Origin of the sequence: Cedecea neteri, from assembly GCF_000758305.1 — a bacterium.
Lineage (GTDB): Bacteria > Pseudomonadota > Gammaproteobacteria > Enterobacterales > Enterobacteriaceae > Cedecea > Cedecea neteri_C.
In genome coordinates this window covers 940565-954011 of sequence record NZ_CP009458.1, presented here as the reverse complement: position 1 = coordinate 954011, position 13447 = coordinate 940565, and the positions used below count along the sequence as shown (strand labels likewise).

At 56.6% G+C, this 13447-nt stretch carries 12 protein-coding genes; 8 read left to right on the top strand and 4 right to left on the bottom strand.

Annotated elements, in window-relative coordinates; genetic code table 11:
- Nucleotides 1-164: 164 nt before the first annotated feature.
- From LH23_RS04520 to LH23_RS04485, 8 genes are all read left to right on the top strand, one after another.
- On the top strand, nucleotides 165-1787 hold the full coding sequence (locus LH23_RS04520) for an alpha-glucoside-specific PTS transporter subunit IIBC (RefSeq protein WP_039288881.1): 1623 nt from the start codon (nucleotides 165-167) through the stop codon (nucleotides 1785-1787).
- Nucleotides 1784-3106: a 6-phospho-alpha-glucosidase gene (locus LH23_RS04515; RefSeq protein ID WP_039288879.1), complete on the top strand. Its 1323-nt coding sequence runs from the start codon at nucleotides 1784-1786 to the stop codon at nucleotides 3104-3106. Before LH23_RS04520 ends, LH23_RS04515 begins: the two co-directional genes overlap by 4 nt.
- A 161-nt stretch (nucleotides 3107-3267) precedes the next feature.
- Nucleotides 3268-4077, top strand: a complete 810-nt coding sequence (locus tag LH23_RS04510; RefSeq protein ID WP_039288877.1) for a hypothetical protein — start codon at nucleotides 3268-3270, stop codon at nucleotides 4075-4077.
- The gene (locus LH23_RS04505; protein ID WP_039288875.1) at nucleotides 4061-4774 is read left to right on the top strand and encodes an RES family NAD+ phosphorylase; all 714 of its coding nucleotides are present in this window, start codon (nucleotides 4061-4063) and stop codon (nucleotides 4772-4774) included. Before LH23_RS04510 ends, LH23_RS04505 begins: the two co-directional genes overlap by 17 nt.
- 121 nt (nucleotides 4775-4895) lie before the next feature.
- A complete protein-coding gene (locus tag LH23_RS04500) occupies nucleotides 4896-5864 on the top strand; it encodes a cellulase family glycosylhydrolase (RefSeq protein WP_039296379.1) in 969 nt (322 codons plus the stop codon).
- A gap of 113 nt (nucleotides 5865-5977) precedes the next feature.
- The gene (locus LH23_RS04495) at nucleotides 5978-6742 is read left to right on the top strand and encodes a basic amino acid ABC transporter substrate-binding protein (protein WP_085938922.1); all 765 of its coding nucleotides are present in this window, start codon (nucleotides 5978-5980) and stop codon (nucleotides 6740-6742) included.
- A 39-nt stretch (nucleotides 6743-6781) separates the two neighbouring features.
- Nucleotides 6782-7546, top strand: a complete 765-nt coding sequence (locus LH23_RS04490) for an amino acid ABC transporter permease (RefSeq protein ID WP_008460679.1) — start codon at nucleotides 6782-6784, stop codon at nucleotides 7544-7546.
- A complete protein-coding gene (locus LH23_RS04485) occupies nucleotides 7533-8255 on the top strand; it encodes an amino acid ABC transporter ATP-binding protein (protein WP_008460680.1) in 723 nt (240 codons plus the stop codon). The genes LH23_RS04490 and LH23_RS04485 overlap by 14 nt, the downstream gene beginning before the upstream one ends.
- Before the next feature lie 27 nt (nucleotides 8256-8282).
- Here the strand turns inward: LH23_RS04485 and LH23_RS04480 are convergent, their stop codons facing one another.
- The 4 genes from LH23_RS04480 to emrD all read right to left on the bottom strand — a co-directional run bounded on the left by LH23_RS04480 (nucleotide 8283) and on the right by emrD (nucleotide 13254).
- Complete coding sequence (locus LH23_RS04480; protein ID WP_039288872.1) at nucleotides 8283-9266, bottom strand: nucleoside hydrolase; 984 nt, start codon at nucleotides 9264-9266, stop codon at nucleotides 8283-8285.
- Nucleotide 9267: 1 nt separating this feature from the next.
- Nucleotides 9268-10299 carry a LacI family DNA-binding transcriptional regulator gene (locus tag LH23_RS04475; RefSeq protein ID WP_039288870.1) on the bottom strand — a complete coding sequence of 344 codons (1032 nt, stop codon included), beginning with the start codon at nucleotides 10297-10299 and terminating at the stop codon, nucleotides 9268-9270.
- Between the two features lie 91 nt (nucleotides 10300-10390).
- Nucleotides 10391-11785 carry an MFS transporter gene (locus tag LH23_RS04470; protein ID WP_039288868.1) on the bottom strand — a complete coding sequence of 465 codons (1395 nt, stop codon included), beginning with the start codon at nucleotides 11783-11785 and terminating at the stop codon, nucleotides 10391-10393.
- Nucleotides 11786-12069: 284 nt separating this feature from the next.
- Nucleotides 12070-13254: a multidrug efflux MFS transporter EmrD gene (emrD, locus tag LH23_RS04465; protein WP_039288866.1), complete on the bottom strand. Its 1185-nt coding sequence runs from the start codon at nucleotides 13252-13254 to the stop codon at nucleotides 12070-12072.
- Nucleotides 13255-13447 lie beyond the last annotated feature (193 nt).

The following is a 13447-nucleotide window of genomic DNA, read 5'->3' as shown; positions in this document are numbered from 1 at the left end:
TTTAAAAGTAGACAACTTTGACCAAATAAAAACCATGAATACGATCACGAATCGCTGCGCCTGACGCGGCGTGCCACCGCCCGCGCTCATATCCTCAGCTTCAGGCCAACTAAAAAAATAAGGCCGCCTCTTACTCTACGAAGTTGTTACATGAGGATTTAAAAATGCTCAGTCAAATACAACGCTTTGGTGGTGCAATGTTTACCCCGGTTTTGCTGTTCCCCTTTGCCGGGATCGTGGTCGGGCTTGCCATCATGCTGCGCAACCCGCTGTTTGTTGGCGAAGCGCTCACCGCACCCGACACCTTGTTTGCTCAAATTGTTCATATCATCGAAGAAGGCGGCTGGACGGTATTCCGCAATATGCCGCTGATTTTCGCCGTGGGTCTGCCTATTGGTCTGGCAAAACAGGCCCAGGGACGTGCCTGCCTGGCGGTACTGGTCAGTTTCCTGACCTGGAACTACTTCATCAATGCGATGGGGATGACGTGGGGACACTACTTTGGCGTCGATTTTAGCCTTGAACCCACGGCGGGCAGCGGCCTGACGATGATGGCCGGGATTAAAACGCTCGACACCAGCATCATCGGCGCGATTGTTATCTCCGGCATCGTCACCGCCATCCACAACCGCTACTTCGATAAGCCGCTGCCGGTGTTCCTCGGTATTTTCCAGGGCAGCTCTTTCGTGGTGATTGTGGCCTTCCTGGTGATGATCCCCTGCGCCTGGCTGACGCTGCTCGGCTGGCCAAAAGTGCAGCTCGGCATCGAATCGCTACAGGCGTTTTTACGCAGTGCCGGGGCGCTCGGCGTCTGGGTATACACCTTCCTTGAGCGCATTCTGATCCCTACCGGGCTGCACCACTTCGTCTATGGCCCGTTCATCTTCGGCCCGGCGGCGGTTGAAGGCGGCATTCAGGTGTACTGGGCGCAGCACCTGCAGGAATTCAGCCAGAGCACCGCATCGCTGAAATCCTTGTTCCCGGAAGGCGGCTTCGCCCTGCATGGTAACTCGAAAGTGTTTGGCTCGGTGGGCATCGCGCTGGCGCTCTACTACACCGCCTCGCCGCAGAACCGCGTGAAGGTTGCCGGGCTGCTGATCCCCGCGACGTTAACCGCCATGCTGGTCGGCATTACCGAGCCGCTGGAATTCACCTTCCTGTTTATCTCTCCGCTGCTGTTCGCCGTTCACGCCTTCCTGGCCGCCTCGATGGCAACGGTGATGTACATGGCGGGCGTGGTAGGCAACATGGGCGGCGGCCTGCTTGACCAGTTCCTGCCGCAAAACTGGATCCCAATGTTCCATAACCATGCCTCGATGGTCTTTACCCAGATAGGCATCGGTATCGCCTTTACCGGCGTCTACTTCGTGGTTTTCCGCGCTCTGATTCTGCGTTTCAACCTGAAAACGCCGGGCCGGGAAGACAGCGAGATCAAACTCTACAGCAAGGCTGATTACCAGGCGGCACGGCAGCAAACCAGTGCGGCAGTCAGCCAGGATGCGAAGCACGGGCAGGCGCATGGCTTCCTGCAGGCGCTCGGCGGCGCGGCGAATATTGCCAGTCTGAACAACTGCGCGACTCGTCTGCGTATCACCCTCGGCGATATGGCTTTGACCGAAGCCGACGACGTGTTCAAAGCCCTTGGCGCCCACGGCGTGGTACGCAGCGGCAACGGTATTCAGGTGATTGTCGGGCTGCATGTCCCGCAAATTCGCGACCAGATTGAAAACCTTATCAAAGAGCAAGCTTCAGACGAACACCCATCCATGACGGAGGCAGTATCATGAAAAAATTCTCGGTAGTTGTAGCAGGTGGCGGCAGTACTTTTACCCCAGGCATCGTGCTGATGCTGTTGGCTAACCAGAACCGCTTCCCGCTGCGGGCGCTGAAGTTCTACGATAACGACGGCGCACGCCAGGAAACTATCGCCGAAGCCTGCAAAATCATCCTGAAAGAGCAGGCGCCGGATATCGACTTCAGCTATACCACCGACCCGCAGGAAGCGTTCAGCGACGTGGATTTTGTGATGGCGCACATCCGCGTGGGCAAATATCCAATGCGCGAAAAAGACGAGAAAATCCCACTGCGCCACGGCGTACTCGGCCAGGAAACCTGCGGCCCGGGCGGGATAGCCTACGGTATGCGCTCCATCGGCGGCGTGCTGGAGCTGGTGGATTACATGGAAAAATATTCGCCGAACGCCTGGATGCTGAATTACTCCAATCCGGCGGCGATCGTGGCGGAAGCGACCCGTCGCCTGCGTCCGAACTCAAAAATCCTGAATATCTGCGATATGCCTATCGGCATCGAAAGCCGCATGGCGCAGATTGTGGGCCTGAAGGATCGCAAAGAGATGAAGGTGCGTTACTACGGCCTGAACCACTTTGGCTGGTGGACCCACGTAGAAGATAAAGACGGCAACGATTTGATGCCTAAAATTCGCGAACATGTGGCTAAACATGGCTATGTGCCGCCAAAAGACGAGCATGGGACCGAAGCAAGCTGGAACGACACGTTTGCCAAAGCCAAAGACGTCTGGGCGCTTGATCAGGACACGCTGCCGAACACCTATCTGAAATACTACCTCTATCCTGACTATGTGGTGCAGCACTCAAACCCGGAGCGCACCAGGGCAAACGAAGTGATGGATCACCGCGAGAAACACGTGTTTGGTTCCTGTAACGCCATTATTAGCGCCGGGAAATCCTCCGCGGGCGAGCTGGAAATTGACGAGCATGCTTCGTACATCGTTGACCTGGCGACGGCAATTGCCTTTAACACCCAGGAGCGGATGCTGCTGATTGTGCCGAACAACGGGGCTATCAATAACTTCGACCCGGAAGCGATGGTGGAAATCCCTTGTCTGGTGGGCAAAGACGGGCCGGAGCCGCTGGTGGTGGGGAACATCCCGCAGTTCCAGAAAGGGTTGATGAGCCAGCAGGTCGCCGTCGAAAAACTGGTGGTGGATGCCTGGGAACACCGCTCTTATCAGAAACTGTGGCAGGCGATTACCCTGTCGAAAACCGTGCCGAGCGCCTCCGTTGCCAAAGCGATTCTTGATGATTTGATTGAAGCGAACAAAGACTACTGGCCTGAATTGAAATAAGTTTTCTTAGGCTATTACGAAGCGCGGCGGAGACGTCGCGCTTTTTTTATGGCGATGCTTCCCAGATTGCCTTCCCCAGTCTGGACATTTTTTGTACCCGGCGATAAAGTGGTTAGGGTTATTAAGGTTAGATTGGTTAGTTGGGTTATTTGGAGGGCGCGATGGTATCAAGGCAAACCGGACGTATTGAGAAGAAAAAAGACCGGGTGCTGTTTGACAGCGAGAGCGTGAAACTCACGCTTGCAAGAGGCGTTCGCGAGCAAAACAGCAAGCGCGAAGCCGGGCTGACCCTGCAGCTTGCGCTTCGTGGTGGCGTTTCCGGGCTGGAAGAGCTGCATACCCAACTCACTCATCTGCTAGAGGCAACCGAAGAGCTACAAACGCAGCAGCAGGCGCTGGAGCTTAATGACGGTTATGAAAAGCTGGTGGAACTCTATGGCGAGAAGCTTATCGGTGAGGGCGCGCTTGTCGCCCATGAACCGACAGCAAACTACACTGCAGATTCATCAAAGCGTTACGCGGCACAAAGCAGTTTTCTTCCCCCGGCTCAGCAGCGCGAGGTGATTAACCAGGCCCGCCTGGCACAGGCGCGGGACAGGCTAACGGACGAAGGTTGGCTGACTACCCATGAAATCGCCATGTTGGGCGGTTACTCGACGAAGAATGTCTCGGCTCAGCCAACGCGCTGGAAGGCGGCTGGAAAAATTTTCTCGGTCATCAAACGCGGCGTTGGGAATGTCTATCCGCGCTATGGCCTTGATGAAAACTACCGTCCTCTACCTGTGATGAAAGTCATTCTGGATGCCTTCGCTCAGCACAAAACGGCCTGGGGGCTGGCAGAATGGTTTGCGACTTCTAACGGCCTGCTGGCGGGAAAAACACCTGCCGAAATGGTTGCTACTTATCCGGCGAACGTTATTCAGGCCGCCGAATACGAGGTCAGGAGGCTGCAGGATGGCGCCGAAGGATGAGGCCACAACGAGAGCCCTTTTTGGCGAGCCTGTGTTGCTTGCCCCTGAACTTCCAGAGCCGGGAGACGCGATACCGATTTTTAAAGAAACTTTACCGGCGGGAAAAATCCTTTATCGCTGTCATGCTCTGACCTGGCCAGGAAACAGCTTTAATCCTGGGCGTGAACTGACCGGCAACGATTACGGCGCAAGGTTCAGCCCCTTTAAAGATAGGCAGGGGCGGATTGTGCCGAGCCTGTATGCGGCAGACAGCATGGCAGGGGCGCTGGCCGAAACGCTTTTTCACGACCTGATTGGCGGCGAGCGGCGGGGGTTTTTATCTATCAGGCCGTGGCGGCACTGGGGAATGAGCCAGCTGGTGCTCAGGCGAGAGCTGACGCTGGTGACGCTTAAAACGGCAGACCTTTACCGGATGGGGTTATCAAAGCAGCTTTTTCTGTTAAGCGACCGCCCGGTTTACCCGCAAACGCAGCGCTGGGCGAGCGCGATTCACGATCAAAATCCCGCCATTGACGGCATGGTCTGGAAATCCCGACAGCATGATGACAGCAGTGCTTTTCTTTTTTATGGCGACAGAACTCGTCCTGAGGATTTAGCATTTCAGCACGAAACTTGTGGGATATTTTCAACGCCAGAAGTGGTGGAAGAGATTGTGAAGATGGCAGACAGGCTCGGCATTGTGCTCAGCGACGAGTAGTTCGCTTTGGCAATCCTTCACACTCTGCATCACCATTCATTTTTTATTGCAATCCTCACTCCCCGCAAACGGTAAAAGCATGCTAAATATTAGTTTTCCTTCGCTAAGTAACGTGCCGCCGATGTTAAAGCCAACTCTTATTCTGGTTGCCCTCTCTTTCTGTGCCAGTTCGTTTGCTGCGCAGCAGGATGTTTTGCCGCCCACCTGGACCAGCCAGCTTGGAGTGGGGATGAATGTTGACTGGGCGGTAACAGAGCGAGGCATCCGCGAATTTGATCCTCTGACGGTGCGTGACTTTCAGCAGCGAGGCTTTGGCCATGTCCGTATTCGCGTTGCGGGGCCAATAACCCATCAGAAACTGGTGCATTTACGGCGCATTGTGGATGCCTGCGAGCAGTACCATATCGTGCCGGTGATCAGCTACCGGGCCGCGGAGCTGAAAGCGAAACCGACCGCTGAAAATGCGGAAGATATTGTTGAGTGGTGGACGACCGTGGCGCGCTTTTTTGCCAAAAATGACGATTCGCTGGTATTCGATATCATCGGGCAGCCGGAGGAGAAACTCAGCGCCAACCCTCAGTTGCTCAACCAGATTTACGACAAAACCGTGAAGGCGATTCATAAAATCAGCCCTCAGCGGCATATCTTTGTTGCGCCACGCAACCACGCCTCCCCGGAAGCGCTGGCCACGCTTAAAATTCCTGAATCCCGCCACGGACTGGTCATGGCAGACTGGCACCTGATGCCGGGCGGCCCAAAAAACTGGAACGGCAAAACCTGGAACGGAAAAAATCAGTGGACGACGGGGACGGATGCGGAAAAAGCGGCGATCCATGCCCGCATTGAAACTGCCGTGCACTGGCAGCAGAAAACCGGCCACCTTTCCTGGGTCGGCAACTGGTCTCCTGGCAGCAAACTGCCGGTCGATCAGCAGGTTGCGATGGCGACGTTTGTCGCCTGTGAATTGCAAAAAGCGCAGATTCCGTATGCAGTCAACGGCGATGAGAAATTCTACGATGGGGAAGAGGGCGCCTGGCGGCCCGATATGGCGCCAGTGCTGGACGCCATTCTCAAGCCTCAGTGCCAGTAATTATCACTCAGCGTGAATTATCTGTTGCTGCATTTCGGGTAATTATGTATTTTTATGCATATTAATTGCATAAAAACATCATATATCCAGGGGCTTCTATGTTTACTAAAGCGATGAAATCAGTAGTGGCTGGCGGGTGTTTGCTCGCGGCATTGTTCAGTTCTGCTCAGGCGCTGGCGCAAACCTACGTTGTGGGTTCCGGTGGCACCTACCGCCCGTTTGAATACGAAAACAGCCAGAAACAGCTGGAAGGTTTCGATATTGACATCATCAAAGCCATCGCTAAAGCCGAAGGGTTTGATATCAAGCTGGTTAACACGCCGTGGGAAGGTATCTTCGCCACGCTGAACTCCGGCGATCGCGACATCATCATTTCCGGTATTACCATCACCGACAAACGTAAAGCGATGGTCGATTTCTCCACGCCGTACTTCCCGGCCGAGCAATCTATCGTGGTACCGACCGATTCTAAAGTGGACTCCGTAACTTCGCTGAAGGGCAAAAAAGTGGGCGTGGTTAACTCCAGCACCGGCGACATTGTGGTGTCCGACGTTCTGGGTAAAAACAGCACCGACATCAAGCGCTTTGACAACACGCCGCTGATGCTGCAGGAACTGACAGAAGACGGTATCGACGCCGCCGTGGGCGACGTGGGCGTGGTGAAGTACTACATCAAATCCCACCCGGAAAAACCGCTGAAGCTGGTGCCGGACAGCAAGTTTGAGCGCCAGTACTTCGGCATCGCGGTTGCTAAAGGCAACACCGAGCTGAAAGGCAAAATCGACGCTGGCCTGAAGAAAATCATCGCCGACGGCACCTACGCTAAAATTTACGCCACCTGGTTCGACAACAACGTTCCAACCCTCCCGGCAGAGTAATTATCAATCGGGGCCGTTCCGGCCCCAAAAAGGACAGGTATGACCGGATTTCGCTGGGAGATAATCTCAGAATACGCGCCGTTGTTTATGCAGGGCGCGCTGATGACCATCAAGTGCACCATTATCTGCGTGATTTTAGGCACAACTTGGGGGCTGCTGCTGGGGCTAGGCCGTATGGCTCACGCTGATGACGGCCCGTGGAAGCACGTGCTGCGTTATGCCGTGCAGTGGCCGGTGCGCGTTTACGTCAGCGCGTTTCGCGGCACGCCTTTGTTCGTGCAGATCATGGTGGTTCACTTTGCGCTGGTGCCGCTGTTTATTAACCCACGCGACGGGATCATGATCACCAGCGGGATGATGTCCGTGGACTTCGCCCGCGACCTTCGCTCCGAATATGGCGCGTTTCTCTCCTGCGTGGTGGCGATCACCCTGAACGCCGGGGCCTATGTGTCCGAGATTTTCCGTGCCGGTATTCAGTCCATCGACAAAGGGCAGATGGAAGCGTCACGCGCGCTGGGCATGGGCTGGGGCAAAACGATGCGTAAGGTTATCCTGCCGCAGGCGTTCCGCCGCATTCTACCGCCGCTGGGCAACAACGCGATTGCCATTGTGAAAGACTCATCGCTGGCCTCCGCCATCGGTCTCGCCGACCTGGCCTACGCGGCGCGTACCGTTTCCGGCGCTTACGCGACCTATTGGGAACCGTACCTGACCATCTCCGTGGTGTACTGGGTGCTGACGTTCCTGCTTTCGCTGCTGGTGCAACATATGGAAAAGAGGTTTGGCAAAAGTGATTCACGTTAAGGATTTACAGAAACAGTTTGGCAAAACTCACGTACTGCGCGGCATCTCCTGCGATATCGCGCCTCAGGAAGTGGTTTGCGTGATTGGCCCTTCCGGCTCCGGCAAAAGTACGTTTCTGCGCTGTCTGAACGCGCTGGAAAAACCGGACGGCGGCGAAGTCGTGGTTAACGGTTTTGCGGTACACGACCCAAAAACCAACCTCAACACGCTGCGCGAAGGCGTGGGCATGGTGTTCCAGCGTTTTAACCTGTTCCCGCACATGACGGTGCTGGAAAACTTGATTATGGCGCCCATGTCGCTGAAAGGGCTGTCCAAAGCGGAAGCGGTGAACCGCGCCGAAAAGCTGCTGCAAAAGGTAGGGCTGCTGGACAAAATCGACGCCTGGCCTTCGAGCCTTTCCGGCGGCCAGCAGCAGCGCGTGGCTATTGCCCGTGCGCTGGCTATGGAGCCGTCGATTATTCTGTTCGACGAGCCAACTTCGGCGCTGGATCCTGAACTTGTCGGTGAAGTGCTGGCGGTGATGAAACAGCTGGCGCAGGAAGGGATGACGATGATTATCGTGACCCACGAAATGGGCTTTGCCCGCGAAGTGGCGGACCGGGTGATTTTCATTGACCAGGGCGTGATTCAGGAACAGGGCGTGCCGGCGCAGATCTTTAGCGCGCCGCAGAACCCGCGAACTCAGGCCTTCCTCAGCAAGGTACTGTAAAAGAGGGCGCTTAAGCGCCCTTTTCTTTTATGCAAACTGGCGGATATGCCGGTCGATAAGCGCCAGCAGTTTCTGGTTATCCACGGTTTGCAGCAGCTTCACCGGCTTGCCCTGCGGGGCGTCAACGTTCACCGCCAGCCGTAAATGTTCCGGACCATAGCGCAAGGTTCTGCCGCGACTCAGCCCGCTCAGCGACACATCCACATAATCTTCCGTCCAGCTAACCAGTTCCGGCTCAAGCAGCCAGGCGACGGTCAGTACGTCGTGGATCCAGCAGCCAGGCAATAGGCGAGTTTGCATGGAAAAATCCATCCACGGGCGAATGGTGTCCACGAGAAAATGGCTCAGGCGGTTATCGCAGGTGGCCAGCGTGTCTAAATCCTGGTGCGTCATCATAGTTTGGGTGGTGACGTCCATCGGCACCAGAACGATGTTTGCGCCGCTGGTTAGCACAGCGTGTGCGGCCTCCGGGTCAACGCCGAAGTTGGTGTCCTTCAGGTAGCCGTCAACGTTAAACACGCCGCCCATGATCACAATCTCTTTTACCGCGCTCGCCATCTGCGGGTAAAGCTGCAAAGCCAGCGCCACGTTGGTCAACGGGCCGATAGCTATCAGCGTGATTTCACCGGGATTTTTACAGATAAGTTCGCCCATCTCATGCACCGCCAGCGGGGCTACTTCGGCCAGCATTTGCGGGGCATTAACGTCCTTCCACAGGTGGCGCAGGCCCACTTTATCGACTTTATGATCCAGATGTTCCCGCCACGGTGCTGAAGGCTCGATCAGCGCGCGCGAAGCGCCACGGGCGACCTCAACGGACATACCCAGGCGAGCAACCAAATCTGACGCGACGGCGTAGCCCACTTCGCTTGGCGTATTGCCTGACACGGTGGTAATCAGCTCCAGAGAAATCTCTGGGGCCGCCAGCGCCAGGGCAAGGGCCAGACCGTCGTCTACGTTAGCCCCGGCAACGCCGTTACCCGGATCGCAATCGATAATTAAACGCTTCATGTTACTTATAACTTCCTGCTGTGGTGAGGGAGCGGCAGCCGCAGGACTCGCCAATCTCCAGCTCAAAATCGAATTCGTGTTTATGTGGCTGCCCGTCCCACTTTTTCAACATCTCGATGGCCTTCTTCGCCATCTGAGTGACCGGCTGGCGAACCGTCGTTAAAGAGGGCACGTTGAAGGCCGATTCCAGAGTGCCGTTGAAGCACACCAGGGCCAGGTCTTTCGGCGCGGAAAGCCCGTGTTCAGACAGCGCTCTCAGGCAGCCAAAGGCCTGCTGTTCATTGGTGGCAAACAGCGCGCGGGGCAATTTGCCAGCCAGCATTTGCTGTGTGGCGTCGTAGCCGCCCTGGCGGGTGTAATCCGTTGAAAAAATCCATTCAGGGCGCACGGTAAGGCCTGCTTCTTCCAGCGCCAGCCGCCAGCCGCTGATGCGATCCTGAGTGTTCAGCATCTCCTGCGGCCCGCAAATAATGGCGATATCGCGATAGCCGTGCTCAATCAGATGGCGGGTTGCGCGCCGCGCGGCGTGCTGTTCGTTAACCTGAATCGAGCAAACGTTCAGCTCCGGCTCAACCCTGTCCAGCATCACGCAAGGTGTGCCGCTGGCCTGGATAAGATCGATGTAAGGGTGCCTGTCGACGCTGGTATAAATCAGCCCGTCCACCTGGCGATGCAGCAGGTTATTGATAAGCTCCAGCTCGCGGGCGCGGTCATCGCCGGAATCCCCCAGCAGCAAGACCCGGCCATCGGCAAAGGCCTCCTGCTGGAGCGCGTGCGCCATGGACGAGATAAACGGGTTGGCGATATTGGGCACGACTAAGCCATATGTGCGCGTGGTGCCGCTAGCTAAAGCCCTGGCAATGCCGTTCGGACGGTAGCCGGTTTTCTTGATGGCGGCGAGCACGCGCTCACGCGTCGCCTGCGCGACCGGACGCGGGCCGTTGTTAATCACGTAGCTGACGACCGCGACGGAAGTCCCTGCTTCTTTGGCGACTTCAGCGCGGGTAACGCGGTGTACTTGAGGCTTAGTCACTGAATACCTGCTTTATTTGGCTGGCGGGCGATAAACGGAGCCACAGCATAAAGCTTTGCTCCGTAAAAATCGCCGTCAACTCTGTGACAAATCAAATAGCGTCTTCCGGCAGATTAAGGTCGCGCCCCCGGGTTTCCGGTGCAAAGAAGGTGGTCACCAGCCCGATGCCCGCCATCACTGCAAAGTAGAGCGCGATAGGCCACCAGTGCCCGGTCCAGGAGAGCAGCGCGGCGGCAATCAGTGGCGCAGTTCCGCCGGAAAGCATCGACCCCAGCTCTTTGGCAAACGCCATCTTGGTATAGCGATTTGTCACGCCAAAAAGCTCCACGCCCCAGGCCGCCTGCACGCCGAAAATCCCCAGTGAAGCCAACCCCATGCCGACGACAATGGTTGGAATAACGATCATCGGCTCGCGAGAATCCAGCAGCATAAAGGCCGGGAAAGCGTAGAGAATCAGCAGCAGGCAGAACCAGCGGTAAACGATCCGGCGGCCAAAGCGGTCGGAGAGCCAGCCGGCAAAAGGAATAATGGCGAAGCCCAGCACCGAGGCGATCAGCACCGCCAGTGTGGGGACGGATTTATCCACCGCCAACACTTTGGCGACGTAGCCAATGATAAAACCCTGGGCGAGATAAGAAGGGCCGTTCTCACCAATGCGTAGCCCGACCATGGTCCAGAAGGCGCGGGTCCGCTGCCAGAAGTTACGCGGGTCTTTCTGCTGCTCGGCCAGCCCCTTTTCCCGCACCTGTTTACGCTCGGCTTCCAGCAGCGCTTTTTGGCGCTCAAATACCGGGGTTTCACGCAGATGCTGGCGAATAATCAGGGCAACAGCGGCAATCAGCATGCTGCACAGGAACGGAATACGCCAGCCCCAGGCAAGCAGCGTCTCTTTATCCATCTGCAGCACCAGCAACCAGGTCAGAGAAGCCAGCAGCGTGCCGCTGTTGGAGCCCAGCCCGATAATGGACGACACCAGGCCGCGGCGTTTCACCGGGGCGTATTCGCCCAGCATAACGGTGCCGCCGGACAGCTCCGCACCCGCGCCAAGCCCCTGGGCAAAACGCAGAATAACGAGGCAGGTTGGCGCCCAGACGCCAATTTGCGCGTAGCTCGGGATCAGGCCAATAAGCGTGGTGGAGCAGCCCATCAGCGCAATGGTAATGACCATCACCATTTTTCTGCCGTAGCGGTCGCCCAGCCAGCCAAACAGCAGGGCGCCTATTGGCCGGGCAACAAAGCCCACGGAGTAAGCGGCAAAGCTGGAGAGTAGCGCCATGACAGGCGTGGCATCCGGGAAGAACACATCGCCAAAGATGATCCCGGCCGCCAGGCCATAAAGCGCGAAGTCCGCGTATTCCATTGTGGTGCCGAGCCAGCAGGAGAAGGTGGCGCGAATAAAATCACGTTTACCTTCCGGCGTGGCCAGGCGCTCTTCTGCCGCGTGCTGTGCATCGGCCGGAGGAGGGGGGAAAGTGCTTGTCGTCATTAGAGTTCTCACAGAGATCGAACGTTATCTGTTGGCGAAGATGCCATTTTTAATCATTTCTCGCAGTGTATCTACGCGCGTAGATTGATCAAATAATTAAACCAGAAGTGAGAGTAAGGTAACTAAATGACAAAAATATGACGGGGAAGATGACCCTCACCCTAACCCTCTCCCTGGAAGGGAGAGGGGATGGAACAGCGTGCTGGGTAAAGTGAGGAGCTAATCAGATGCCGGTTTTTCTCCCTCGCCCCTCCGGGGAGAGGGCAGGGGAGAGGGGCCGTAAACTAAACTGTCTCACCATGATGCTGAAAACGCTGCGCCAGCGGCAGCCAGCAGCACAGGATCAGCACGCCCATCGCCGTCATCAACATCCCGATGCTGTACTGCCCGGTTTGCGGCATCAGCGCGGAGAACCATGCCATCACGCCGGAGCCGATGTTTTGCAGGCCGCCAACCAGCGCCCCTGCGGTGCCGGCGAGGAACGGGAACGGCTCCATCGCGCCGCTGGTCGCCAGCGGGAACAGCATGCCCGCGCCGAAGAAGAACAGCGCCGCAGGCACCAGCAGCGTCCAGATATTCATGATGCCAAACCAGCCGGGGATCCACATCAGAATACCGGCGAACAGGCAGCTTAATACCGCCTGCCACATCAGGCTGGAGAAACGCACGTTCTGGCGACCCGCATACCAGGAGCCAAAAAACGCCGCCGGAATAGGCAGAATAAACAGAATGCTGACCACCACGCCGTTCAGGCCGAGTACGCCGCCCATCAGCACGCCGGAGCAGGCCTCAAACACCGCCACGCCCGCCAGGCCACCGACCAGCATCAGCAGATAGCAGTTAAAGGAGATATTACCGAGCAGCATTTTGTAGCTGCGCATCAGACGCGGCGGCGTGGCGTCGACCGGGCGGGTTTCAGGCAGCCAGCGCCACATAGAAAATGCCACAATGGCACACAGCAGCAGCAAGAAGCCGTAGCAGGCCCGCCAGCCCCAGACGCTGTCCAGCATCCCGCCAATAACCGGCGCCAGCAACGGGCTCACCAGAATACCCATGTTCAGCAGGCTGTTGGCCTGGCGTAAATCACCGCCTTCGTAGAGATCGCGCGGCATGGTTCTCGCCATCACGCCTGCGACCCCGGTGCCCATGCCCTGCAGAGCGCTCGCCAGCACCAGAATATGCAAATTAGTGGTAAACAGCGCTCCGAGTGTCGCCAGCATGAAAATCACCATGCCGGCGAGTATCACCGGGCGGCGGCCAATGCGATCGGAAAGCGGGCCATAAAACAGCTGAGACACGCCGTAGGTAAACAAATAGGCCGCCATCACGCGCTGAATTGCGCCGCTGCGCACGCCCATTTCATGAGCCATATCGGGAATAGAAGGAATATAAATCGTCTGTGTCATCTGCCCGACAGCAACCAGCAGAATCAACATCATCAGCAGGTGGATATTGGCTAACTTTCTCATGGCGTCCGATCGTTTACCTGAAAAAAGAGAGAGGCTTCGCAGCGTATTTTGCTGTGTATGTTTTGAAAGCGAGAGGAATCTATCACAACGGAAGCAATAAGCCAGATGATGAGGCTGTTTTAACAACAGATTTACGTGTTGGTTTGTAAAGCGAAAGCGGCAATTTTTATTGCCACCAAATACCCGTTTTTGC